Origin of the sequence: Aminobacter sp. SR38 (assembly GCF_014843375.1) — a bacterium.
Classification (GTDB): Bacteria; Pseudomonadota; Alphaproteobacteria; order Rhizobiales; family Rhizobiaceae; genus Aminobacter; species Aminobacter ciceronei.
The window spans coordinates 465,233-490,312 of sequence record NZ_CP062113.1; the positions used below are offsets into that span (position 1 = coordinate 465,233).

Consider the following 25,080-nt stretch of genomic DNA (forward strand, 5'->3'; position numbering starts at 1 on the left):
TTCCACGATGCAACCTTTCCGCATGGGCAGCAGATAGGCGCTGCAGTCATAAAGGTGCGGAATGGAGCAGCAAGTGCGAGCCGTCGATCCCGTGACCCAGGAGATCATCCAGGGCAAGCTACTGTCGATGGTCGACGAGATGGGCATCGTGATGGCGCGGACCAGCATGAGTCCCGTCATCTATGAGGTTCTGGACTTCGCCTGCGGCATCTGCACCCGCGACTGCGACCTGATTGCCCAGACCAACGGCATCACACTGTTCACGGGCACATTCGCCACCCAAGTCCGCAGCCTGGTCGAGAGGTTCGCCGACGACATGGCGCCGGGCGACGTCCTGGTCACAAACGATCCCTATGCCGGAGGCACACATTCCTGCGATCTGGCCATCATGCGCCCGATCTTTGCCGAAGGCCGCATCATCGCATTTGCCATCAATGTCGCTCACTGGCTGGACGTCGGCGGCGCGGTGCCCGGCAGCCTGCCTCCGGACGCCAGTTCGGTGTTCCAGGAAGGCCTTCGCCTGCCTTGCGTGCGTATTGCGCGCGACGACAAGCTGTTGCCCGACATGGTCCGCATCATCAGCGAGAATGTCCGTCTGCCGGAAGTCGCGCTGGGCGACCTCAATGCGCAGCTTGCCACGGTGCGCATCGCCGAGCGCCGCATCCTGGAGATGGTCGAGAAATACGGTGCGGCTACCGTTCAGGACGCATTTGATCACCTCCTCGACGTCAGCGAGCGGCGCAGCCAAGACGTCATTGCGGCACTGCCGGATGGCACCTACGAGGCGACCGACATCATCGACGGCGATGGTATTTCCACCGATCCCATCGAGGTGAGGGTCGCCATCCGGATCGCGGGTGGCCGCATGGAAGTGGATTTCACCGGCTGCCCGCCTGCCGCGGCAGGGCCGATCAACTGCGCGCGTGGAGCGCTCAGTTCGGCCGTGAAGACCATCTTCAAGGCGCTGGTGGCACCGCAGGAGCCGTCCAACGAAGGATGGTTCCGGCCACTCTCGGTAATCGCTCCCGACGGAACGGTGTTCACGGCGCAGAAGCCCTCGCCGACAGGTTGGTACTACGAAGGCTCGGTCCATGCCTCCGAACTCGTGTGGAAGGCGCTCGCACCGCTGATGCCTGAACGTTTCTCGGCCGGCTCTTACTCCAGCCTCTGCGTCACCTACATCAATGGCCGGACCGCTGACGGCGAAGAATTCATCCACATCGAGCCACAGCATGGCGGTTGGGGCGGCGCGCCCGGTCGCGACGGCGCCAGCGCGGTCATCGCCCTGACCGACGGCGATACCTACAACTACTCGGTGGAGTTGATCGAAGCCAAGTTTCCGCTCCACGTCCGCCGCTACGCGCTTAATGTCGAAGGCGGGGCCGGCGCAGGCCAGTGGCGCGGGGGCTTCGGGGTCGTGCGTGAATACGAGATTCTATCCGGAGAGGCCGATATCCACAGCGGCTTCGGCCGCTCGCGAACGCCGCCCTGGGGCATGGACGGCGGCGGTTCCGGCAGTCTCAACCGGCTCGATGTCGTCGACCAGGAGACAGCGAACACCGTCACCTATGGCCGCCTGTCCCACCGCCGCGTCGTCAAGGGCGACCTGTTGCGCATCGCTACCGGCGGTGGCGGCGGCTGGGGCGATCCAGCCATGAGAAGCAGGGACGCGATCGCCGAGGACATCCGCTCGGGCTACATCAGCGCAGAGCGAGCGGCATCGGAATACAATCACCGGGACACGGCGACGAAATGATCAGACTTGCAACCGATGTCGGCGGCACCTTCACCGATCTCGTCGGATATGACGAGAAGACGGGCAAGGTCTTCACCTCAAAGAGCCTGACCACTCCGCAGGACCAGTCGATCGGCGTGCTCGACGTGATCGACCGCGCAGAGAGTGCCAGCGGCCTGGACACAGACAAGGTCCGGTTCTTCGCCCATGGCGGAACGACGGTGATCAACGCGATCACCGAACGCAAGGGCGTCAGGACCGCCCTCGTCACCACAGCCGGGTTCCGCGACGTGCTCGAGATCGGCCGAGGCAACCGCCCGGACCTCTACAATCTGCAGTTCCACAGCCCCGAACCGTTCATCCCCAGGAAGCTGCGGACCGAGGTCCGCGAACGGGTTGGCGCGGACGGACGGGTCATCGAACCGCTCAATGAAGACGACGTGCGCGAGGCTGCGCGCCTGTTCCTTGAAGAGGGAGTTGAGGCCGTAGCGGTCATCTTCCTGCACAGCTACGCCCATCCGGATCATGAGAAGCGCTGCGCCGAGTTGTTGCGCGACCTGCTGCCTGATGTCACCGTCTGCGCCAGCTACGAGATCTCGCGGCAATGGCGCGAGTATGAGCGCACCAACACGGTTGCCCTCAACGCTTATGTGCAGCCGATCATCCAGCGCTACTTCGCCAACCTCGAAAAGGCGCTTGCCGCCAAGGGCGTGTATTCGGCCTATTATGCCATGCTGTCGAATGGCGGGGTCGCAACGTTCTCGCAAGCCGTCGCCAGTCCGCTGACCCTCGTCGAATCAGGTCCTTCGGGCGGCGCGGCCGGCGCAGCAAGGATTGGTGCGATCCTCGGCGAAAGGGATGTGCTTTATCTCGACGTTGGCGGCACCACGGCAAAATGCACGCTCATCCGTGACGGCAAGCCCAATCTCGATGCTGAATACAAGCTCGAATGGGCCCGTACCTTCCCCGGCTACCCGGTCCAGGTGCCGGTGGTCGACATCGTCGAGATAGGCTCGGGCGGAGGCTCGATCGCCTGGATCGACGCTGCCGGCGGCCTGCGGGTTGGCCCGAAAAGTGCCGGCTCCGCGCCCGGACCTGCCTGCTACGGACTAGGCGGAACCGAGCCGACTGTCACTGATGCCAAGGTGGCCATCGGGCTGCTCGACCCTGCCGCATTCGCCGAAGGCGCCATGACCCTCGACGTCGAACTCGCACAGCAGGCAATCGCCGGGCTAGCCGGACCGCTCGGCCTGTCGGTGGACGACGTCGCCCAGGCCATCATCGACGTTGCCGAGTCCAACATGATCAATGCGCTGAAGCTGGTTACCGTCCAGCGCGGTCACGACCCACGCGATCTTGCTCTGGTCGTCAGCGGCGGCGCCGGGCCGATGTTGGGCGCTCGCCTTGGTCGCGAACTCAACGCCAAGTCGATCATCATCCCACCGCATTCGGGCATCTTCTCGGCCTGGGGCATGCTGGCCGCGCATCCACGCGCCGACATTCGCAAGACGTGGTTTTCGCCGCTCGTCGCCTCGTCGCTCGGCGAACTGGCCAAGCTCTTCACCGACATGGAAGGCGAGGCGCTTTCCTATTTCGACCGCGACAACACGGACGGCGTCACCTTCAGCTACACGGTCGAAATGCGCTATCACGGACAGGAGCACAGCGTATCGACCCGGTTCACACCGTCGATGCAACTGGTCGATTTCGCCGAGGCTTTCCACAGTGCTCACGAGACCGCCTATTCGTTCCGCCTGCCCGATGCACGCATCGAGGTGACGAACCTGCATCTTCAGGCCGAGATCGCCGGTAACGTCATCGACTGCCCGCCGATCGACAATGACGGCCGCACTGTCGCCAAGGCACGAAAGGGCGAACGCAAAGTCTATTTCGGCAACGATGGCGGCTGGAAATCATGCGCTGTCTATGATCGTAACGGCCTGCCCTGCGGTGAGCGTCTGAGTGGCCCGCTGCTTGTCGAGGAGCCCACCACGACAACGCTCGTGCATGCAGGGCAAGTCCTGGAGGTCACCGACCGGGGCATCATGGTAATCACCGAAGAGGTCCGCTAGTCCATGGCCATCTCGATTGGAATTGACGACGTAACCAGGACCTTTGGCACGGTCAAAGCCCTGGAGCGCGTGGGTCTCAAGATCGAGGCCGGCGAATTCTTCACATTGCTCGGCTCGTCGGGTTCGGGAAAAAGCACGCTGCTTAAACTGATCGGGGGGTTTGATCGCCCCACCACCGGCCGTGTCCTGTTTGATGGGCAGGACGTTACCGACCTGCCGGCCAACCGCCGCCCGTCAAATACCGTCTTCCAAGACCTCGCTTTGTTTCCCCACATGACCGTGGGCGACAACGTCGCCTACGGGCTGAAGGTGAAGGGTGTGGCTGCCGCTGAACGCAAGAAACGCGTGGACGGCACGCTTGCCCTGGTCGATCTGGCAGGATTTGCCGAACGCAACGTCAACCTGCTCTCTGGCGGGCAACGGCAGCGGGTCGCTCTGGCACGCGCGCTCGTCATGGAGCCGGGCATCCTGCTTCTCGACGAGCCCTTGACCGGACTCGACGAAAGACTGCGCCAGCAGATGCGCGACGAATTCGGCAGGCTGCACAAGCGGACCGGTTCGACCTTCGTGCTGGTCACCCACAATCAGGACGAAGCGCTGAGCCTCAGCGACCGTATGGCCATCATGCATAAGGGCAGGCTCGAGCAGGTCGGACGGCCGGCCGACTTCTTTGCCGCTCCCGCCAATGATTTCGTCGCACGCTTCGTCGGCATGGAACGCGTCCTCAAGCCTGAAAGGCTCGAACGCAGCGGCGGCGACACAGTCGCTGTCATAGCCGGTGAGCGACTGGTTCTGCCAGGCGCTCGCGACGTCGGGGAAATGGGACTCCTGGCGGTTCGTCCCGACCGCATTTCGCTCGCGAACGTGCATGCAGCGCCCGGAAGCTCACTTGCAGCGACCGTGGCCGGACGCCAGTTCCGCGGCCGGTTCTTCGACTTCTATCTTGAGCTCGGCGATGGCCAGAAGCTCGACGCCGAAATCCCGGTCGAGTTCGCCGACGCCTGGCCCGAACCGGGCAATCCGGTGCGGCTCGAATTCGCCGGAGGTGCCTTGGTGCCCGTGCCCGCATCCTGAACTGCGGCGAACCGTGACACCTGATCATCCTGAGAAGATTTTCATAAAAAGAAGGGGTAACGCGATGACAAACAGCATGAATTCCTTGAACGGCGCGATGGCGAGCAACATCAGCCGACGTCAATTGCTCAAGACGCTCGGGGCGGGAGGTGCGGCATTGGCGGCCGGATCCATGTTTCAGCCGATGTCGGCACTGGCCGCGGGCGATCTGGCATTCTGGGCGACCGGCACGCTTGATGTCGGCGACGCCTGGTCGCGGGCAGCTGACGATGCGGGCCTGAACGTTGCCTTCACAGACAATGGCAACGACCCCGGCCCTGCCGTCGCGCGACTTGTCGCCGGCAACGCAAACGACCTCTTCGATATGGGTGGCCTGCAGGGCGGCGCCGAGAAGGAACTCGCTGTCCAGGGCGCAATCGTTCCCTGGGACCTGTCGAAGATCCCCAACTACGAAAGCGTCTGGCAGTGGGCAAAAGACATCCCCTACCTGCACCATGACGGAAAGCAGTACGGCCTGCCTGCCGTCATCAACGCCGACTCGATCATCTATCGCCCCGACAAGCTGGGTAAGGTCGACAGCTACGGCGTCATCTTCGATCCGAAGCTGAAGGGCCAAGTGGCAATGGAAGACGCCTGGATCAACAGCGCCGTCTTTGCAGCCATGTACCTGAAAGAGACGGAAAACCAGAAGATCGGCAATCCGGGCAACCTGACCGCGGACGAGCTTGGCCTGGTGATGGAGTTCCTCATCAAGCACAAGAAGGATGGCCAGTTCCGCACCTTCTGGAGCGGCTGGGAGCAAGGCGTGCAGCTTGTCGGCGATGGCGAGGTGCTGGCCATGACCGGGTGGGAGCCCATCGTCTACGAAGGTCGCAAGCGCGGTCTGCAGGTCGAGTACGCCGCACCCGTCGAAGGCTACGAAGGCTGGGGCAACAACCTCGTTCTGCTGAAAGGCGCGGTCGACCGCGGCCTTGGCGACGACGCCCACAAGCTCGCCAATTGGCTGCTCGACGGCTTCTATGGCTGCACGCTTGGCGAACAGCGCGGCTACGTCGTGCCGAGCGATCGCAATGTTGCCTACGCCGAGGCAAATGCGAGCCAGTTCGACCCGTCAAAGGTCAAGGCACTGGCCGAGCACGTCAAAGCTAAGTTTAGCGGCAAGGTAGCCTGGCAGAACACGCGCCCGGACAATTTCCAGCTCTACGAAGAATGGTGGCAGAAGCTGCGTAACGCCTGATTGCGACCAACAGCGGCGGGAGCGGTTCGCGCTCCCCCGCCTTTTTCTGGAAACCAGATGAAATCGCCCGGCCTTCTACTCGCACTCCCCACCGCACTCATCGTGCTGCTGCTGGGCTTCGTGCCTCTGATCGTCATCCTCGTCTGGAGTTTCTGGACCTGGGATCCCGCGACCTACTGGATCAGGCCGGAGTTCAGCCTGGCCGGCTATGCAGCGATCCTCGAGGCCGGGCGCTGGAGCGTCATCGTCGGATCGCTGGGCAAGGCGTTTCTGACCGCCGCGATATGTGTCGTCATAGGCTATCCCGCCGCGATGGCAGTGCATTTTCTGGCAAGCAGGCGGACTGCACTGCTGCTGATGGCGCTGTTCACCATTCCGTTCTTCACCTCATACATGATCCGCGCCTTTTCCTGGCGGCTCGTGCTCGGCCGCAACGGCCTTATCAATGGCTGGCTGATGGATCTCGGGATCGTCGACCAGCCGCTGGACTGGCTGCTGTTCTCCAATTTTGCCGTCAATGTCGGCCTCGTCGCCTCATATCTGCCCTTCGTCATCTTTCCGCTGATCCTGTCGATGCAACGCGTCGAGCCATCGCTGCTCGCCGCCAGCCAGGATCTCGGCGCCGGCTTCTGGCGGACCTTCCGCTCCGTCCTGCTGCCACTGACCCAAGCCGGCATATTTGCCGGGTTCCTCTTCGTCTTCGTCATGGCGGCGGGCTCGGCCACAGAAGTGCAGATGCTCGGCGGTGCGGCCGCATCGATGATCTCGGTGATGATCAACGACGTCATGCGGGTTGTGAACTTCCCGCTGGCCTTCGCAATCTCGACCCTGGTGCTGATCATCCTGTTCGGACTGATTTTCATCGGCAACCGACTGTTCAAGCTGACCAGCCTGTTCGAGGGATTCACATGGTAGCCGGTTTCGAAAGCCGCCCGCTTAAGGCCGCCATCTGGCTGATGACTGCCATAGGGCTGGCGATCATCTATCTGCCGCCGCTCTACCTGGTGGCGGTGTCGTTCAATCCGGCGCTGCAGCCCGCTCTGCCGCCGCTGTCCGACATCAGCCTGACCTGGTATTTCGCGCTCGCCAAGGAACGCACCCTGATCAGCGCATTGCAGGAATCCCTTCTGGTCGCGACCATCACCGCGCTGGTGGCAACCGGTCTCGCGCTGTTGTCGGCTCTGGCCTATATGGATCTCGGCAAATGGCGCTCGCGCTGGTTCATGTTCGTGCTGTTGCCGATGTTCGTTCCAGGGATCATCCAGGGCCTGTCGCTTTCGGTGATCTTCGGGCGCATCGGACTGAAGCCGTTCTGGGGCACGGTGGCTGCGAGCCATCTGTTGTGGGCGCTGCCATTCGCCTTCACCGTCATCCTCACCAGCATGGCAGCCGTCAGGCGTTCTTACCTGCTTGCCGCGTCCGATCTCGGCGCTTCCTGGTGGCGGCAGCTGGTCGACGTGACATTGCCACTGATCAAGCCAGGCCTGGTGGCTGCCTTCATCTTCTCGTTCCTGCTGTCGCTGAACGAATTCGGCCGGGCCTTCTATCTGGTCGGACGGCAGAACACGCTGCCATTGGCGATGTTCGGCAAGATGAACTCAGGCGCCTCGCCGACGATCTATGCCCTGTCGGGCTCGATCTTCCTGGCTTCGATATTGGCGGTGTCGTTCGTGCTGCTGGCAGCGCAAGCCAAGGATCGCAAACTGCGGTAGAGCACGGTCGGCCCGCCGCTTTGCGGAGACTGGCTGTGTTGATGAACCGATCGATGCCGCCAGCCGACCCGCACTGCCGGCTACAGGTGCAAGGTGCAGGAACTCGGCGGTAACTACCACCGATCAGCCTCAACGAACTGTCCGATAACTATGTCGCCAAGGCGGCCGATTCGGCTGTCGCCGGCGCGACCAAGAACTCGGGCGACGAGCCGATCGCTGCACCACCTTCGGCCTCTGCTCAGGCGTCTGCACCAACGATTTCCGCCGCATACAGAAATACATCGCCGGCCTGCAGGTTGGCACGGTGAATATCTGGGAAGTCTCGGGATATCGCATCGACTTGTCGCCATTTGGCGGGATCAAGGACTCGGGCAACGGCTACAAGGAAGGCGTCATCGAAGCGATGAAAAGCTTCACCAACGTCAAGACCTTCTCTTTGCCCTGGGTCTGAGCCTTGTCTTGAGCCGGCAAATCAGATGAGTGTCGATGAGGGAGCCTGGTGCTCCCTCATGTGCTTGGAGGGGAAATGCTGTTGCCTAACGCCGGCTCGTACTCGACCGGGACACTACCCTTGCCTGCGACCTTCCTGAAAGCCTGAACGCATGTCCGGCTTTGCCCTTACCATCGTGCTGGTGGCAGCCTTGCTGCATGCGAGCTGGAACGCCGTCGTCAAGGCCGCAACCGACCGTGCCGTCGTCCTGGCAGCAGTGTCCGCCACCCATGCCACGCTCGGGCTCTTGTTGGTGTTCTTCGCCACGCCACCGTCGCAAGCGAGCTGGATCTACATCTTCCTGTCGACGGTCATCCACTACGGCTACTACGTCTTCCTGTTCCAGTCGTACCGGCTGGGTGATCTCAGCCAGGTCTATCCCATCGCCCGCGGACTGGCCCCGGCGCTTGTCGCTTTCGGTGCCTATGTGATGATCGGCGAGACTCTGCCGCCCTTAGGCTGGGTCGGGCTTGGCGCGATTACCTTCGGCATTGCCTTCCTCGCCTTCCAGCGCGGCGCAGCCCATGCCGATCCGCGCGCCGTCGGCGCTGCCGCCATCAACGGCGTGCTGATCGCCTCCTATTCGGTCATCGACGGCATCGGCGTGCGCCTGTCCGACAGCCCGTTCGGCTATATGGGCTGGCTGTTCCTGCTCGAATTTCCCGTCACGCTGTTCGTGCTGTTCCGACGCCGCGGCGCAACCCACACGATCGATCGCAAGACGGTCACGCTCGGCCTCGTCGGAGGCCTGGGCGCCGTCTCCGCCTACGGCCTCGTCATCTACGCCAAGACGATCGCGCCCCTGGGCGCGGTCTCGGCCGTGCGTGAATCGAGCGTCATCATCGCAGCCCTCATCGGCCTGTTCATATTCGGCGAGCGACCGTGGCAGGCCCGCATCTTTTCAGCCGTCATCGTTGCCGGCGGGGTGATCGCACTCGCCTTCTCAGGCTGACAGGCCGGCAAGCTTTTGCGTTTCGGTGCAAAAACCAACGCCCGTGCACAAGCATGCGGCAGCCTTGTCACATGCCTGTCGCAACCCTGTGCATCACATAAGCTCAGCCTACCAGATCATAAAAAGAATAGATTTTACTTATTGACCGCCCGTTCCCACTATCGACCATGGACGAGGCGCAAACGGGCACAGCCAAAACGCGGCCCGACAAAACCTCTCCCAATCAGAACGTGCCTAAGCGATTCAAATGGGAGCCACTTCAATGAACCAGAAGAAAACCTTCGCGCTTGCCGCCTTTGCGACGATGCTGATGTCATCGGCGGCCTGGGCGGAGACGGAGCTCACAGTCTACACGGCCATCGAGGCCGAAGACCTCAAGCGTTATGCCGAGACGTTCAACCAGGACCATCCCAACATCAAGCTGAACTTCATCCGCGACTCCACCGGCGTCATCACCGCCAAGCTGCTCGCTGAGAAGGACAATCCGCAGGCCGACGTGGTCTGGGGCCTCGCCGCCACCTCGCTTCTGGTTCTCAAGTCCGAGGGCATGCTGGAAGCCTACGCGCCCAAGGGAGCCGACCAGCTGAAGCCCAATTTCGTCGACAGCGACAATCCGCCGAGCTGGGTCGGCATGGACGCCTGGGCAGCCTCGATCTGCTTCAACACCATCGAAGGCCAGAAGCTTGGCCTGACCGCGCCGAAGAGCTGGAAGGACCTCACCAAGCCTGAATACAAAGGCCACGTGGTGATGCCAAACCCGGCGTCATCAGGCACCGGCTACCTCGACGTATCGAGCTGGCTGCAGCTGTTCGGCGACAAGGACGGCTGGACCTATATGGACGGCCTGCACCAGAACGTTGCCGCCTACACGCATTCGGGCTCCAAGCCGTGCAAGATGGCAGCCGCAGGCGAGACGGTAATCGGCATCTCCTTCGAGTTCCGCGCCGCCAAGTCGAAGGCAGAGGGTGCGCCCATCGATATCATCATCCCCGAAGAAGGCATCGGCTGGGACATGGAAGCGTCGGCAATCGTGGCCGGCACGTCCAAGGAAGAGGCTGCCAAGACCTTGCTCGACTGGTCGGTCTCGAAGAAGGCAAACGAGATGTACAATGTCGGCTATGCGGTCGTCGCCATGCCCGGCGTCGCCAAGCCGGTTGAGCACCTGCCGGCCGACATCGAAGCCAGGATGATCAAGAACGACTTCGAGTGGGCGGCCAACAACCGCAACGCCATCCTCGAGGAATGGACCAAGCGCTACGACTCGAAGTCCGAGCCGAAGAGCTGACCTCCATCAGCCACCCTCGACAAGCGGGCGTCGCCTCGGGCTGCGCCCGCCCCTTGCCCCCAAGCCGGATGGTTACGATGAGACACGAAACCCTCGCCGGGCAGCCGCGAATTCCGACTGAAGTGAGCGCCATGACCGCCGCCAGCCCGAACGTGAAGCCTGCCTATCTCAGAATCGCAAACGTCTGGAAAGCCTTCGGCGAATTCCATGCGCTGAAGGACATATCGCTCGACATCAGCGAGGGAGAGTTCGTCTGCTTCCTCGGCCCGTCGGGTTGCGGCAAGACCACGCTTTTGCGTGCCATCGCCGGCCTCGACCTGCAGACCCGCGGCTCGATCCAACAGGGCGGGCGCGACGTCTCGACCCTGCCGCCGTCGCAGCGCGATTACGGCATCGTCTTCCAGTCCTACGCGCTGTTCCCCAATCTGACGATCGCCAAGAATATCGCCTTCGGCCTCGAAAACACCAAGCGCCCGCGTGCCGAGATCGAGGCTCGCGTCACCGAGTTGCTCAAGCTTGTCGGCCTGCCCGACCAGGGCAACAAGTACCCGGCCCAGCTTTCCGGCGGCCAGCAGCAGCGCATCGCACTTGCCCGGGCGATTGCCATTTCGCCCGGCCTGCTGCTGCTCGACGAACCGCTGTCGGCACTCGACGCCAAGGTGCGCACCCATCTGCGCCATGAGATCAAGGAATTGCAGCGCAAGCTCGGCGTCACCACCATCATGGTCACCCATGACCAGGAGGAGGCGCTGTCGATGGCCGACCGCATCGTGGTGATGAACCACGGCGTCATCGAACAGATCGGCACGCCGACCGAGATCTACCGCCACCCGGCGACCCTCTTCGTCGCCGACTTCATCGGCGAGGCCAACAAGTTCGAGGCCAGGGCGTCGAAGGGCACAGTCGGCTTCGGTGCGGCGACTTTCAATTGCGCACAGAACGGCTTCGACGAGGGCGCGCCCGTCATCGCGGCGATCCGCCCCGAGGACGTCATTCCGCATGCCGCAGGCTCTCTTGCCAACGGTGCGACCGCCAACGCCATCGACGTCACCATCAGCGAGATGGAATTCCTGGGATCGTTCTGGCGCACACGGCTGCACGGCCACGCGCTCGGCAACGAAACCCTGATCGCCGATTTTTCGATCAATGCCGCGCGCCGCCTGTCGCTGACCGAAGGCGTGGCGCTGACGGTCGAACTGCCGGCCGAACGGCTGCTGATCTACCCCAGGGGTGCCTGACATGGCGATGGCTCTCGACTCTGCCCTTCCCGTCGGCCGCAGCCTCCGCCTCAGGCTCGACCGCGACGAGCTGATCAAGCGCGGCCTGATGGTCGTGATCGCGCTTTATCTGGTGGTGGGGCTGGCAGCCCCCCTTGCGATCATGCTGTCCAAATCGTTCTCGACCTACAGCTTCAACCTCGCCAATTTCGAGTTCCAGGTCAGCGACAAGGACGGCAACTGGGGCCAACCTGTCACCGCGGCAGCGCTGAACGAGAAACTCGATGCGGTACCGCCGGCCAAGCTCGCCACCAACTCCGACGGGCGGCTGCAGGCGACGAGCTTCTTCCCCGACTTCAGCTTCCGCAGCCCGGTGAAGTACAAGATTCGTGGCACGACGTCTGATGCAACCTATCTCGTCGGCCTCAAGCCGCAGACCGGAACGGAATGGCAGGAACTCACCTCCAACGACTTCCGCCGCGTGATGCTCAGGCCGTCACGGGCGCTCGGACTTGAGAACTACGCCGCCTACTTCTCGACGCCGACGCTGTTCCGCTCGATCGAGAACTCGGTGTTCATCGCACTCGTCAGCACCATCATCACCGTCGGACTGGCCTTCGGTTTCGCTTATGCGCTGAACCGCAGCTGCATGCGCTTCAAGGGTGTTTTCAAGCTTGTTGCCATGGTGCCGATCCTGGTGCCGTCGCTGCTTCCCGGCATTGCCCTGATCTACCTGTTCGGCAACCAGGGCATGCTCAAGGATCTGCTGATGGGGGCCTCGATCTACGGCCCGCTCGGCATCGTCGTCGGCTCGATCTTCTTCGCCTTCCCGCATGCGATGATCATCATCTCGACGGCGCTGGCGATCTCCGACCAGCGCCACTACGAAGCGGCCGCCTCGCTGCGCGCCAGTCGTTGGCGCACCTTCTGGACGGTGACCATTCCCGGCGCCCGCTACGGCCTGATCTCGGCAGCCTTCGTCGTCTTCACCCTTGTCATCACCGATTTCGGCCTGCCCAAGGTCATTGGCGGTCAGTACAATGTGCTTGCCGTCGACATCTACAAGCAGGTCATCGGCCAGCAAAACTTCGAGATGGGCGCGGTCGTCTCGGTCATCCTGCTCGTCCCTGCCATCGCCGCCTTTATCGTCGACCGCATGGTGACCAAGAAGCAGGTGGCGCTGCTGTCAGCGCGCTCGGTGCCCTACCAGCCCAAGCCGAACCGCGGCTTCGACACGCTTTGCCTCGCCTGGTGTTCGCTGATCGCCGTCTTCATCCTCGGCATCATGGCGACCAGCCAGTTCGCGGCACTGGTCAAGCTCTGGCCCTACGACCTCAGCCTCGGTCTCAAGCATTTCGCCTTCGACCGCATGGATGGCGGCGGCTGGGGTTCGTACTACAACTCGATCCGGCTGGCGGCGCTGACGGCGGTCATCGGAACGGTCATCATCTTCGTCGGCGCCTATATGGTCGAGAAGACCGACGGCTTCCGCGCCGGCCGCACGGCGTTCCAGTTCCTCGCCATGCTGCCGATGGCGGTGCCGGGCATGGTGCTCGGCCTCGCCTACATCTTCTTCTTCAACGATCCGGCCAACCCGCTGCATGCCATCTACGGCACCATGACCATTCTGGTGGTCTGTACAATCACCCACTTCTACACGGTGGGACACCTTACCGCGCTGACCGCGCTCAAGCAGATCGACCAGGAGTTCGAGCCGGTGGCGGCTTCGCTCAAGCAGCCCTTCTACAAGCTGTTTGCGCGCGTCACCGTGCCTGTCTGCCTGCCGGCCATCCTCGACATCTCGATCTACATATTCGTCAACGCCATGACGACCGTGTCGGCGGTGGTGTTCCTCTATTCCAAGGACACGACACTGGCTTCGGTGGCGGTGCTCAACATGGACGACGCCGGCGATGTGGCACCGGCGGCCGCGATGGCGATGATGATCTTCTACACCAATGCCGCCGCACGCCTGATCCACCTGTTCCTGTCGCGGGTTCTGATCAAGCGGACGCAGGCGTGGCGGATGCGCTGAGCCTCAGCCTTTGGCGCGATCCGGATGGGCTTTGGCGAAGGCCTCGAGGCCTTCGCAGCGGGCGGAAATCTCCAGCAGCCGCTTCAGGCCCGAAATGTCGACGTTCCAGCGCCGGGCATTGTAGACCTGCGGCACCAAGCAGATGTCAGCCATGGTTGGATTATCGCCATGGCAGAAGGCGCCAGTAGCCGGGTGGTCGAGCAGCCTTTCGAAGGCTGCCATACCATCGCCGATGAACTTCTGCATCCAGGCGTCGCGCGCCGCCTCGCCATTCGGGACCAGCCGCATCAGCTCGGCGATCACACCGGTGTTGCAGACAGCGTGGATTTCCATGGCGATGGCAAAGGACAGCTGGCGCACGCGCTGGCGGCCGAGCGGATCGGAGGGCAGGAAACCGGCATGGCGGGTCTCATCGAGATATTCGATGATCGCCAGCGACTGGGTGAAGGCGTGGCCATCGATGTCGAGCACCGGCACCAGCCCCTGCGGATTGCGTGCCAGATGCTCGGGCGACTTCTGCGCCTTGGCCAGCAGGTCGACCGATACCGGGCGATACGCCTGACCCAGCATGTTGAGCGCGATGCGTACCCGGTAGCTCGCCGACGAACGCCAATAGTCGAACAGGACGGTCTCGCTCATCAGACCTTCTCGTATTTCGTCACGGTCTGCTCGATGGCACCAAAGATCGAGTGACCTATCTTGTCGTTCATCTCGATGCGGACCTTGTCGCCGAACCTAAGGAACGGCGTCTTCGCCGCCCCCGTGTCGATGGTTTCGATGGTGCGGATCTCGGCGATGCAGGAATAACCCGCGCCGCCTTCGGCGACAGGCTTGCCCGGTCCGCTGTCGAGCTTGTTTGACACGGTGCCCGAACCGATGATGGTTCCCGCAACCAGAGGCCTGGTCTTGGCAGCATGCGCCACCAGCTGGCCGAAGTCGAAGGTCATGTCTGTGCCGGCATTGGCGCGGCCGAACGGCTGCCCGTTAATGCTGGTCAGCAGCGGCAGGTGCAGCTTGCCGTCGCGCCAGGCGTCGCCGAGTTCATCGGGCGAAACGGCGACCGGCGAGAACGCCGTTGACGGCTTGGACTGGAAGAAGCCGAAGCCCTTGGCGAGCTCGGCAGGGATCAGGCCGCGCAGCGACACGTCGTTGACCAGCATGACCAGGCGGATGGCATCGCGCGCCTCATCTGATGTTGCCCCCATCGCCACGTCGTCGACGATGACTGCGATTTCGCCCTCGAGGTCGATGCCCCAGGCTTCGTCGGCCATGACGATCGGGTCGCGTGGGCCGAGGAACGAGTCCGAGCCGCCCTGATACATCAGGGGATCGGTCCAGAAGCTCGCGGGCATCTCGGCGCCCCGCGCCTTCCTGACCAGCTCGACATGGTTCACATAGGCTGAGCCGTCGGCCCACTGATAGGCGCGCGGCAGCGGCGAGGTGGCATCGTGCTCATGAAAGCGCATGGTCGGCTGCGAGCCGGTCTCGATGCCCTCGGCGACATTGGCGAGGCGCGGACCGACATGGGCCCAGTCGTCAAGTGCCGCCTGCAAGGTGCGGGCGATGTGGCCGACTTCCGAACAGCGTGTCAGGTCGCGGGAGACCACGACAAGGCGGCCGTCGCGGGTGGAATCCTTCAGCGTGGCGAGCTTCATCTACGTCCTCACTTGATGCTTCACTTGATACCGGGCGTGCCGTCGAACTTGCGCTCGAGATCGTCCCAGCAGTCGATGTAATTGTCCTGCAGCGTCTCCAGTTCGGCGGCGAACTTGGTCAGCTGCTGGGGGAAACGCGTCTCGAACATGAAGGCCATGGTGTGGTCGAGCTTGACCGGCTTGAGCTCGCCGTTGGACGCCTTCTCGAAACCCATCGCATCAGGCCCATGCGGCAGCATCATGTTGTGCAGGCTCATGCCGCCGGGCACGAAGCCCTCCTCCTTGGCGTCGTACTGGCCATGAATGAGGCCCATGAACTCGCTCATGATGTTGCGGTGATACCAGGGCGGCCGGAAGCTGTGCTCGGCCACCAGCCAGCGCGGCGGGAAGATGACGAAGTCGACATTGGCGGTCCCTGCTTCTTCGGTCGGCGCCGTCAGCACTGTAAAGATTGACGGGTCCGGATGGTCGAACAGGATCGCGCCGACAGGCGAGAATGTCCTGAGGTCGTATTTGAACGGCGCATAGTTGCCGTGCCAGGCGACGACGTCGAGCGGCGAGTGGCCGATCTCGGTGATATAGAACTTGCCGCACCATTTGACGTGCACGCGGCAGGGCGTTTCCTTGTCCTCATAGGCGGCGACGGGCGTCTTGAAATCGCGCGGGTTGGCAAGGCAGTTGGCGCCGATCGGGCCGCGATCCGGCAGTGTGAACTTGGCGCCATAGTTTTCGCAGACATAGCCGCGGTGGAAAGCGGCATCGCCGAGGCGCGAAACCTTGAACATCATGCCGCGCGGCACGAGGCAGATCTCCGACGGCTCGACGTCGATGACGCCCATTTCGGTAAAGACGCGGATGGTGCCCACCTGCGGCACGATCATCAGCTCACCATCGGCGTTGAAGAAGTAGTCGTCGACCATGTCGCCGTTGAAGATGTAGGCATGCGCCGCCATGCCGACCTGGGTCATCGCATCACCCGCCGTCGTCATGGTGCGGATGCCTTCGATGAAGTTCAGCTTGTCCTTCGGCTCCGGCAATGGGTTCCAGCGCAGCTGGCCGAGCGGCAAGGAATGGTCGTCGAGGCAAGGTGCAGTCTTCCAGTGCGGATAGCTGGCATTGGAAAAGCGCTTGGTGTGCCGAACGCTCGGTCGGATGCGGTAAAGCCAGGAACGCTCGTTGGTGCCACGCGGGGCGGTGAAAGGCGAACCCGACAGCTGCTCAGCATAGAGGCCATAATTGCACTTCTGCGGACTGTTCTGGCCTTGCGGCAGCGCGCCCGGCAATGCCTCGGTCTCGAAATCATTGCCAAAGCCCGGCATATAGCCGGTGGCAGTCGCGAGTGACGCTTGTTTGGTGGCCTTGTCCAGCATGTCTTGCACCTCCCTGGCGGACGTGAGAACGTCGATATGGTTGCAAGTGTAACCGTCGATTTTGTAACTATCAAAGGATTGAGATGCCGGACGCATTCGATCTGGAGAGCTTTTTGCCCTATCGGCTGAACCGGGCGGCGGAGCTGATCAGCCTGAGCTTTTCCAGGGAATACAAGCAGCGTTTCCAGATGACGCGGCCCGAATGGCGAGCGCTCGCCGCCTTGGGCAGCGTCGGCAGCATGACCGCGACCGAGATCGGCACGCATTCCAACATGCACAAGACCAAGGTCAGCCGCGCCGTCGCCGCACTCGAGGAGCGCCGCTGGCTGAAGCGCCGGGAGAACGAGACCGACCGGCGGGTCGAACATCTGGAACTGACAGCAGCCGGCCAGAAAGCCTATCGCGAAATCGCTGACCTCGCCCACACCTATCAGGCTACCCTTGAAAAGGCGCTCGGCACGGGTGCCATCGAGCGCGTCGAAGCAGGACTGGCCGATGTCGAGCGGGCGCTGTTGGCCAAGCGGCGTTAGTCCGCTCCCCACAAGGGGGCGGGAGGGCGTCCGCGTCGCGCTTTGCGCGCCCTACCCGATCGGCAGCGGCCCGAACTGCTTCAGCGTGTTCAGCACGATCGCTGTCTTCACATGCTGTACGGAATCATGTGGCAACAGAACCTCGTTGACGAAGCGCGACAGGTCCGACAATCCCCGCACCACGACCTTGATGTGGTAGTCCATCTCGCCGGTCAGCGAATAGGCCTCGAGCACCTCTGGCAGGTCGTTGACCAGGCGGGCGAAACGCTGGGCGTTGTCGCGGTTGTGGGTGGCAAGCGTCACCGAGATCACCACCAGCAGATCGAGCCCCAGTCGCTCGCGGTCGAGCATGGCCTGATAGCCGCGGATGAAGCCTTCCGCCTCCAGCCGGGCACGCCGACGCGAGCACTGCGAAGCTGACAACGCGATCTTCTCCGACAGTTCGTTGTTGGTCAGCCGCCCGTCGAGCTGCAGCGCGCGCAGGATCTTGAGGTCGAATTGGTCAAGCACGTCATTCATTGCATACACCTCCACATCCATGCACGTTCCGCGCATAGATCGACCCATAGGAGGCCAGAATGCAAGCACATTGCATGGAATCGAGGGCACAATATGCACTACCGAGTTTTGAGGAGGAATTTCTATGGGTCCGTTCCCGCACGATGCGCCCCCGGCCAGGATCAGCGACGACAACCCGGCCGGCACCGACGGCTTCGAATTCGTCGAATTCGCCCATCCCGAACCCGAGAAGCTGGAAGAGCTTTTCGCCCGCATGGGCTACCAGCCTGTGGCTCGCCACAAGACGAAGAAGATCACCGTCTGGCGCCAGGGCGACATCAACTACATCATCAACGCCGAGCCTGGCAGCCACGCCATGCGCTTCGTCGATGAGCACGGCCCCTGCGCTGCCTCGATGGCTTGGCGCGTGGTCGATGCCAAGCACGCCTTCGACCACGCGGTGTCGAAGGGCGCTACCCCCTACACCGGCACGGACAAGGCGCTCGACGTGCCGGCCATCGTCGGCATCGGCGGCTCGCTGCTCTATTTCGTCGACAAATACGGCACCAAGGGCTCGGCCTATGAAGCTGAATTCGACTGGCTCGGCGAAGCCGATCCGAAGCCTGCGGGCGTCGGTTTCTATTTCCTCGACCACCTGACCCACAATGTCTATCGCGGCAACATGGACAAGTGGTGGGACTTCTACCGCGAGCTGTTCGGCTTCAAGCAGATCCATTTCTTCAACATCGACGGCCGCATCACCGGTCTCGTCAGCCGTGCCATCACCTCGCCCTGCGGCAAGATCCGCATTCCGCTGAACGAGTCGAAAGACGACACCAGCCAGATCGAGGAATATCTGAGGAAGTACAAGGGCGAAGGCATCCAGCACATCGCGGTCGGCACTGACGACATCTATGCCGCCACCGACCGGATCGCCGACAAGGGCCTGAAATTCATGCCCGGCCCGCCCGACACCTATTACGAGATGTCGCGCAACCGCGTGCATGGCCATGACGAGCCGCTCGACAAGATGAAGAAGCACGGCATCCTGATCGACGGCGAAGGCGTGGTCGACGGCGGCATGACCAAGATTCTGCTGCAGATCTTCTCGAAGACCGTGATCGGGCCGATCTTCTTCGAGTTCATCCAGCGCAAGGGCGACGAGGGCTTCGGCGAAGGCAACTTCCGCGCACTGTTCGAATCCATCGAGGAAGACCAGATTCGCCGCGGCGTGATCTCCCAATCTGCCGCCTGACCGGCAGATTCAAACAAGCCTCTGTTGGGGCGGGTTGCACGCAGGGCAACCCGCCTTCTTTTTTTGCCGCCAGCTTGATCCAGCGCAAGGAACGCTGCCGCCCCGCCTGCAACAGTTGCAAAGGGAGGGCGTCTCGTGAATGTGGGAGATAGCAGCAATGAATACGATACCGCAGTCGTACGAGCTCTGGCGATCAGTCGTGCTCCGCTTTAAGGACTGGCGCCAGCGGCGTGCCGCGGTGTGGGAGATCAGCCAACTCGGCAATGACGGCGAACGCATGCTGGCAGAGTGCGGGCTATCGCGGTCGGACTTCAGGCAGGCCATGCGTCTTGCCTTCGCCTCAAAGATCCTGCTGCCCGAGGCCATCAAGTCCAAGGGCATCGACGCAGAGACTTTCGAGAACCGCTACCCGGAATGGAACCGCGACATGCGCCGGACCTGCATGATGTGCCCGGCACGACGCGTCTGCAGCGACCGGCTGGAAACCAGAGATTTCGAGGCATCCTATCGGGATTTCTGCCCCAACGCCGACAATCTCGACGCCTTGGCCGGCGTGGCGATTGCAGGTTGGCGAGCAAGAAATTTCACCGTCTAAGCAATTCGCGAGAGTCTGTCCTGGTGCGTGCAAATACGCGAAAGAATGCAGTCCGGACGGCAACAAAGACTTCAATCAGCAGACTAGTGAACTGCGGCGAACTGTGAAAAACCGCAGCGAATTGCATAAAGCCTAACCGCGCGGTAACCGGAGGAAAAGGTCATACCTACCTCACTTGCGATGGGATGCTGCATATCTCAGCAAGAGCCGGGCGATATTTGTGAAGCGTCCACGATAAGTCAGGTTGATGATTGGAGCAACTCGGCGAATTCGCTTTCGAGGGCGACGAGGAAGCTCCGATGCGATCTCTTGGATGTCAGCCCAAGTGCGCTCCATGCGCGGCACATCCTCTAGGCGGGAGCCGCCAATGAAGTCTTGTATTGTTGAGCGGAAGAATCTAGGCGCAATATGATCCCTGAGCCAGTGCGTATGCAGGCGAGGTTCGTTCGGAAACATCCCTTTTAGCTTGCGATAATAAATCATTCGAGAGACGGCCATTTTCATGCTGTACGACGTAGAGGAGCCGTGAATACGCCACCTTGTCACTGGTTGATCAATGTAAGTGCTTCGGTAGCCTCCACGGAAAATCCTAAGAAAGAGGTCGTCGTCCTCATATCCCGACAATTGCTCGTCAAAACGGCCCGCTTCAAGGATAACCTTTCGATCGATAAGTGAAGCGCCGGGTAGGATAAACATGTCCTGCCCAATGCACTGTTCCAGTGTCGTTCTGGGATGTTTGGTTGAAAAGATATCCAGGCAACTGTGGGCAACCATTTGCCCAGTCACATCGACGTGGTCAAGATTCCCATACACCAGCGCGAGCCGATCCGCAGGGGATGCCCTCTCAAACGGCCGCTTGAGGATAGCAAGGTGCTCAGGATACCACGCATCGTCCTGGTCCAGAAGTGCGATATGGCTGCTCTGGCAGTTCTGAATTGCAAGGTTACGAGCGGACGATTGCCCTCCATTTGCTTTGCGCAGCAGGACCACTGGACGAGTTTTGGCTAGTTCCTCAACGACAGCGGCACCATTGTCTGTGGAGCCGTCATCCACGACAATGATCTCGTCTGGCGGCTCAGACTGAGCGAAAACGCTTTCCAGTGCTTCACGGATGAATGCCGCACCGTTGAATAGTGGGATTACCGCCGCAACTGTAATGACTGGCATGAGCCCCCCTTGACCGGCAATTCTTTATAATGGCGGCAGACGACTATCAAGCACTGCAAAACTGCGTACACGGCCTCGACAACTGGTACTGCATTCGGCCACATGCGAGCATTCGTATTAATAGCGATCTTGTGGGTGGTTGATGAACGCTCTCAGCTCGACCCCTGCCACGCAGGCGGTCCATATGGTTGATGCACTTTGGTGCGATGCGCATGGTGTCTTTGTTAAAGGCTGGGCCCACGCTTATGGCCGGGCCCCCACTGCGATCCATATTAGAAGCGGGGCATATCGCGCTACAACGAACGCACTCTTCGATCGACCGGATTTGCAGCCGTTTTTCCCCACGCTTGTCTCTACCCTCTGTGGATTCGCCGTTTATCTCCCCTGCAGCCCGTTTCGACCGGTAACACTCGAAGTCGAGACTATCGACGGCACCGTAGAGTTCGACGTTACTGAGCTGGGTCCAGAGCATCCAATCAACGCATATTATGCAGATGGTGAGTACCCAATCGACGCGTTCGCATCAGAAATGAAGAGGATTGGCGGCACGGTACTCGAAATCGGTGCTCGGGTCGTAGGTCCATCGTCAATTTTGAACGCAGGTAAATTTGAGCCAGAATGCAATTTCATCGGTTTGGACATTCACGAGGCTCCCGGTGTTGATATCGTTGAGGACGCTCATTTTCTGAGTGACTCGATTGCTCCCGGAACCATTGATGGCGTCTTCTCAGAGGCGGTAATCGAACACTTGGCCTGTCCCTGGCTGCTCGCGGTACAAATCAACAAGGTGCTCAAACTCGGTGGGCTGACGTTACACGCGGTACCGCACTCGTTCCCGATCCACGAGACGCCCAACGACTTCTGGCGGATGTCCAGTGAAGGTCTGAAGGTGCTCTTCTCGCCGGCGATGGGCTTCGAGGTAATCGAGGTGGGGATGGCCGATCCGGTCAGGATGTTCATTCACCCATCAAAGAGGGTTGGCCCAATGCTCGAGTTCCCTCTCCACAACGGAATGGCATCGTCATGGATATTAGCTCGAAAGACGTTTGATTTGCCGCACGGAACGGTCACGTGGCCACTTCAACGGGATGAATCACTGAGTCAAAGCAAAGCCTATCCATCTCATAAGCAGGATTGAGCGACTTGCCGGCCTGGCTCAACTACATTGTTTCGCGAGGGACTGAATTTTGAGTACCAACATTGTCGATTTTTGCGATGACCAAAGCCGGCAATCTTCATTTTTATGCCCGGTATGCGGAAGCTCCAACAATAAGTCATGCGTGCTCACGGCAAAGAATACGCAGCCGACATTTGACGCAAATTCGACGCTTTATCTTTATCGCTGCGATGCCTGCAGATCTCTAGTTTATCACCCCTACCCCAATATCGATTACACTCAGCATACATCTGCTGAACTCAGTATCCGCGACTATGTTGAGTTCAACGCTGCGATTGACCTCATTTCCAAAAATATCTTGAAAGTCATACCTGACGACGGCCGCCCAGGCAGACTTTTGGATATCGGATGCGGCTTTGGATTTGGTCTAGACTCTGTTCGAAGCATGCTGGATTGGCAAGTAAAAGGCTTCGAACCGTCGCGCTATGGAGAACAAGGCCGAGAACAATTAGGCCTCGATATCATCAATGATTTTGCAACTCCGAATCTCAACCAGGAACAACTTTTTGATATTGTGCACTGCTCAGAAGTTGTCGAGCATGTACACGACCCACATGAATTCATTACCATCCTCAAGTCCTATCTCACTGAAGACGGTGTCCTAATCCTGACGACTCCAGATGCAGACCGCATCAACAGCCGAACGAATCCCAGTTCCCTGCTGGCTCTGCTCTCGCCTGGCGCGCACACCATTATCTTTAGCGCCGAAGCGCTGATGGAGGCCCTAAAAAAGGCTGGGTTGCACCACGTCCAGGTAGATACAAGCGCACCAAGCATGTTGATGTATGCGTCAAGGTCGCCGCTGAAATTTCAAAGGCGTTCGGCCGACCATCTCGCAATGCTTGTCCACCGGTATTTACAGGAAGCTCTCGGAAAAGCGCGCCCCGGTTCTTCGCTCGAAATTGGGCTACGCTATCGTCTTTTCCGGAGCGCCATGGATTCCGGAGACTACGCGCTCGCTGAAAGAGCGTTTGCACCCATTTTGGCGGTTGCGGACCCCTCCCTAGGCGACATAGCGACGCTAGATGACTTTGCCACTCGCTGGCCGCTCTGCATCGCCGCCTCTACATACTATCGAGGAATGTTGCTGTTGATTCATACTGGCGACTACGTTGGCGCCGCAAGCTTCTTTCGTTCGGCGTTTCGCCTGTGTCGCAAGAAGATAGAACTGTCACCGGCGACCGCAGTCGTGGAGGCAGACTTAATCTGGCGGGCTGTTTACCACGAAGCGCTCGCGCTAAAGTACTTGGGGAACAACCTTCGTTCTCTCGCACTGTTAGCCAGTTTCGTCGATTTCCAGCACACTCTTCAACCGCCTGTACCGGAAGACTTGCAACAGGCTGTGACAGCATTGCGCGACGACCTTGGCGCTGAATTCCAGATGCTCTGAGCCCTTCGCTGCGGCTGCCGGGAGTTGCGGCTTACCGCCTAAACCCAAGGTCGACGGCGCACATATTGATAAGGCTTGGACTCGCTTAGCTACGGCCTAAAATCCACCCGTCATGATTGCTTGACGCCTGCCTTGTCGTCTTTTCTCAAACACGACGACACTATCATATATAGTCATGGAGTCAGTGGACCGCGCGAACTCACTGACCGGAATAACCCCGCGCGCATGCATCGCGTTGATGTCGTCTATACGCTCTTTTATCAATTCGATGAAGCTGCCCTGCCGTCGCAGGCCGCCGCCGTACTCTTCCCAGTAACAAGTGTGCAGATCTTCGACCAAGTACAATCCATTTACATCAATACGCGGATATAGATGCTCAAACGTCGCAATCATATCGCTCATGACGTGGCTTCCATCATCTAGGGCAATATCGATCTTTGAGTGGCGCATCAAAATTTCGTCGAGGATTGCTGTATCAGCTTGGCTGCCAATGATAATTTCGATCCCTTCGGCTTCGTGTTGCTTACACTGCGGATCAATGTCCAGTCCTATTATCGTAGTTCGAGGTCCGAAATAATCTCTCCACATTTGAAGAGAGCCACCACTGCCTATGCCAATTTCAAGAACTACTGCGTTCTGACCACGGAACCGCTGAAAATGGCGCTCGTAAATGTCGAAATAGTGCAGCCATTTGTGGGCCATTTTGTCGCCATTGTTTAAGAACCAACGATGCAGATGTCCCTCGCTCATCTTTGTGATCCACCTATTCACATGACAGCCCCATAGCTATTCTGGGACACGCCATTATTCAATACAGGACGACGACGCACGGAATCGGAACCAGCCAGCACTCGGCGATGCGACGGGAGGGGTAGACCCGCGTCGCTCGAGTTTCTCGGAAGGGCTGCTAGGTACCCACTTCTCCACGATGCGCTACGCTGCGCATATACGTCGCTTTTCCGCAACGGGGCAGCCACGCGGGCGCACGACCGTACCCGAAAACCTTTCCGCCACAAGACAAGAACGGTTGCGGCTATGCATGAAGCCCACTGATGCCTAAAATCGTCCATGATGATCACGGGGAGACATTGCCTCGAGATATCCTAGGCAAATCTCAATGACGCACTGAACCGGAGGCAAAGTCGCCTCTAGGTGCTTGGCTCACAACACCGGGTGGTTATCTAGGACCACGCTAAGACCCTAACGTTCCTCGTTACGGCTGACGTCATGCTTTGACCTCGATTCTTAATCGGGAGCGAATGCGTGCGCGTGGGCCGGCATTTGTTTGGCTCGATCGTATCGCGTCGCCCCTTGGCAGGAGCAGTACCGATGGAAACCAACTTTCAGATGCCCGGACCTCATCACGCGTCGGCGGAACGATTGCTCACGATACGCGAGGCCGCCGACGTTATCGGCACTCACTACTAGCAGCTTCAGCAAGCTGTGAAGCACCGTGACATCCCAGCTACACACCGTTCAACTCCCGGAAATTGGTCAAGCTTTCCGAAGTCGTGGCCTTTGTCGACGCCTCGCGAATGGAAGGCAACCTATTAGCACGCCATTCCGCCCCACTTCGAACTATGACGACCCTGTCGAATTTCTTGCCTCGCGGCCGGCGGATACCGTGCCTGCGC

General features: G+C 60.5%; 21 protein-coding genes and 1 pseudogene. 16 read left to right on the forward strand and 6 right to left on the reverse strand.

Features of this window, described 5'->3' with window-relative positions; translation table 11 throughout:
• The first annotated feature begins 61 nt into the window (after positions 1-61).
• The 11 genes and pseudogenes from IG197_RS29985 to IG197_RS30035 all read left to right on the forward strand — a co-directional run bounded on the left by IG197_RS29985 (position 62) and on the right by IG197_RS30035 (position 13,809).
• Positions 62-1,756 (forward strand): hydantoinase B/oxoprolinase family protein, encoded by a 1,695-nt coding sequence (locus tag IG197_RS29985; RefSeq protein WP_192320236.1) that lies wholly within the window; start codon positions 62-64, stop codon positions 1,754-1,756.
• On the forward strand, positions 1,753-3,807 hold the full coding sequence (locus IG197_RS29990) for a hydantoinase/oxoprolinase family protein (protein ID WP_182575080.1): 2,055 nt from the start codon (positions 1,753-1,755) through the stop codon (positions 3,805-3,807). Before IG197_RS29985 ends, IG197_RS29990 begins: the two co-directional genes overlap by 4 nt.
• A gap of 3 nt (positions 3,808-3,810) precedes the next feature.
• The gene (locus tag IG197_RS29995; protein WP_067968013.1) at positions 3,811-4,881 is read left to right on the forward strand and encodes an ABC transporter ATP-binding protein; all 1,071 of its coding nucleotides are present in this window, start codon (positions 3,811-3,813) and stop codon (positions 4,879-4,881) included.
• Between the two features lie 76 nt (positions 4,882-4,957).
• Entirely contained in the window at positions 4,958-6,118 is a 1,161-nt protein-coding gene (locus tag IG197_RS30000; protein WP_246340893.1) for a PotD/PotF family extracellular solute-binding protein, read from the forward strand.
• A 57-nt stretch (positions 6,119-6,175) separates the two neighbouring features.
• Positions 6,176-7,033 (forward strand): ABC transporter permease, encoded by an 858-nt coding sequence (locus tag IG197_RS30005; protein WP_067968007.1) that lies wholly within the window; start codon positions 6,176-6,178, stop codon positions 7,031-7,033.
• The gene (locus IG197_RS30010; RefSeq protein ID WP_067968004.1) at positions 7,027-7,830 is read left to right on the forward strand and encodes an ABC transporter permease; all 804 of its coding nucleotides are present in this window, start codon (positions 7,027-7,029) and stop codon (positions 7,828-7,830) included. Before IG197_RS30005 ends, IG197_RS30010 begins: the two co-directional genes overlap by 7 nt.
• 220 nt (positions 7,831-8,050) lie before the next feature.
• Positions 8,051-8,281: pseudogene (locus tag IG197_RS30015) on the forward strand (aldehyde dehydrogenase family protein); the annotation flags it as partial.
• A gap of 151 nt (positions 8,282-8,432) precedes the next feature.
• Positions 8,433-9,272, forward strand: coding sequence for a DMT family transporter (locus IG197_RS30020; protein WP_192320238.1), 840 nt, complete (start codon positions 8,433-8,435; stop codon positions 9,270-9,272).
• 262 nt (positions 9,273-9,534) lie between these two features.
• The gene (locus IG197_RS30025; RefSeq protein WP_192320240.1) at positions 9,535-10,557 is read left to right on the forward strand and encodes a putative 2-aminoethylphosphonate ABC transporter substrate-binding protein; all 1,023 of its coding nucleotides are present in this window, start codon (positions 9,535-9,537) and stop codon (positions 10,555-10,557) included.
• Positions 10,558-10,634: 77 nt separating this feature from the next.
• A complete protein-coding gene (locus IG197_RS30030) occupies positions 10,635-11,795 on the forward strand; it encodes a putative 2-aminoethylphosphonate ABC transporter ATP-binding protein (protein WP_192320242.1) in 1,161 nt (386 codons plus the stop codon).
• Position 11,796: 1 nt separating this feature from the next.
• Positions 11,797-13,809, forward strand: a complete 2,013-nt coding sequence (locus IG197_RS30035; RefSeq protein WP_067967991.1) for a putative 2-aminoethylphosphonate ABC transporter permease subunit — start codon at positions 11,797-11,799, stop codon at positions 13,807-13,809.
• Positions 13,810-13,812: 3 nt separating this feature from the next.
• Here the strand turns inward: IG197_RS30035 and maiA are convergent, their stop codons facing one another.
• Genes maiA through hmgA form a run of 3 tightly spaced genes read right to left on the reverse strand, consistent with a single transcriptional unit; the run spans position 13,813 to position 16,834 of the window.
• A complete protein-coding gene (gene maiA / locus IG197_RS30040; protein WP_246765449.1) occupies positions 13,813-14,448 on the reverse strand; it encodes a maleylacetoacetate isomerase in 636 nt (211 codons plus the stop codon).
• The gene (locus IG197_RS30045; protein ID WP_192320244.1) at positions 14,448-15,464 is read right to left on the reverse strand and encodes a fumarylacetoacetate hydrolase family protein; all 1,017 of its coding nucleotides are present in this window, start codon (positions 15,462-15,464) and stop codon (positions 14,448-14,450) included. The genes maiA and IG197_RS30045 overlap by 1 nt, the downstream gene beginning before the upstream one ends.
• Positions 15,465-15,484: 20 nt before the next feature.
• Positions 15,485-16,834, reverse strand: coding sequence for a homogentisate 1,2-dioxygenase (hmgA, locus tag IG197_RS30050; protein ID WP_192320245.1), 1,350 nt, complete (start codon positions 16,832-16,834; stop codon positions 15,485-15,487).
• A gap of 83 nt (positions 16,835-16,917) precedes the next feature.
• Between hmgA and IG197_RS30055 the strand changes: the two genes are divergently transcribed.
• Positions 16,918-17,364 carry a MarR family winged helix-turn-helix transcriptional regulator gene (locus IG197_RS30055; RefSeq protein WP_192320247.1) on the forward strand — a complete coding sequence of 149 codons (447 nt, stop codon included), beginning with the start codon at positions 16,918-16,920 and terminating at the stop codon, positions 17,362-17,364.
• Between the two features lie 51 nt (positions 17,365-17,415).
• Here the strand turns inward: IG197_RS30055 and IG197_RS30060 are convergent, their stop codons facing one another.
• Positions 17,416-17,883 (reverse strand): Lrp/AsnC family transcriptional regulator, encoded by a 468-nt coding sequence (locus IG197_RS30060; RefSeq protein ID WP_192320249.1) that lies wholly within the window; start codon positions 17,881-17,883, stop codon positions 17,416-17,418.
• Between the two features lie 124 nt (positions 17,884-18,007).
• Here IG197_RS30060 and hppD point away from each other — a divergent pair, with 124 nt between their 5' ends.
• Together hppD and IG197_RS30070 are read left to right on the forward strand one after the other, a co-directional pair.
• The gene (gene hppD, locus IG197_RS30065) at positions 18,008-19,117 is read left to right on the forward strand and encodes a 4-hydroxyphenylpyruvate dioxygenase (RefSeq protein ID WP_067967978.1); all 1,110 of its coding nucleotides are present in this window, start codon (positions 18,008-18,010) and stop codon (positions 19,115-19,117) included.
• A 157-nt stretch (positions 19,118-19,274) separates the two neighbouring features.
• Positions 19,275-19,712, forward strand: a complete 438-nt coding sequence (locus IG197_RS30070; RefSeq protein ID WP_192320251.1) for a hypothetical protein — start codon at positions 19,275-19,277, stop codon at positions 19,710-19,712.
• A gap of 171 nt (positions 19,713-19,883) precedes the next feature.
• On the opposite strand, the gene IG197_RS30075 is transcribed toward IG197_RS30070, so the two are convergent.
• Complete coding sequence (locus IG197_RS30075) at positions 19,884-20,879, reverse strand: glycosyltransferase (protein ID WP_192320252.1); 996 nt, start codon at positions 20,877-20,879, stop codon at positions 19,884-19,886.
• 184 nt (positions 20,880-21,063) lie between these two features.
• On the opposite strand from IG197_RS30075, the gene IG197_RS30080 reads away from it, so the two are divergent.
• Together IG197_RS30080 and IG197_RS30085 are read left to right on the forward strand one after the other, a co-directional pair.
• Positions 21,064-22,017: a class I SAM-dependent methyltransferase gene (locus tag IG197_RS30080; protein ID WP_192320254.1), complete on the forward strand. Its 954-nt coding sequence runs from the start codon at positions 21,064-21,066 to the stop codon at positions 22,015-22,017.
• 49 nt (positions 22,018-22,066) lie between these two features.
• Positions 22,067-23,446 (forward strand): class I SAM-dependent methyltransferase, encoded by a 1,380-nt coding sequence (locus IG197_RS30085; RefSeq protein ID WP_192320256.1) that lies wholly within the window; start codon positions 22,067-22,069, stop codon positions 23,444-23,446.
• Positions 23,447-23,542: 96 nt separating this feature from the next.
• Here IG197_RS30085 and IG197_RS30090 read toward each other — a convergent pair whose 3' ends face one another.
• Entirely contained in the window at positions 23,543-24,196 is a 654-nt protein-coding gene (locus IG197_RS30090; protein WP_192320258.1) for a class I SAM-dependent methyltransferase, read from the reverse strand.
• Positions 24,197-25,080: the final 884 nt, after the last annotated feature.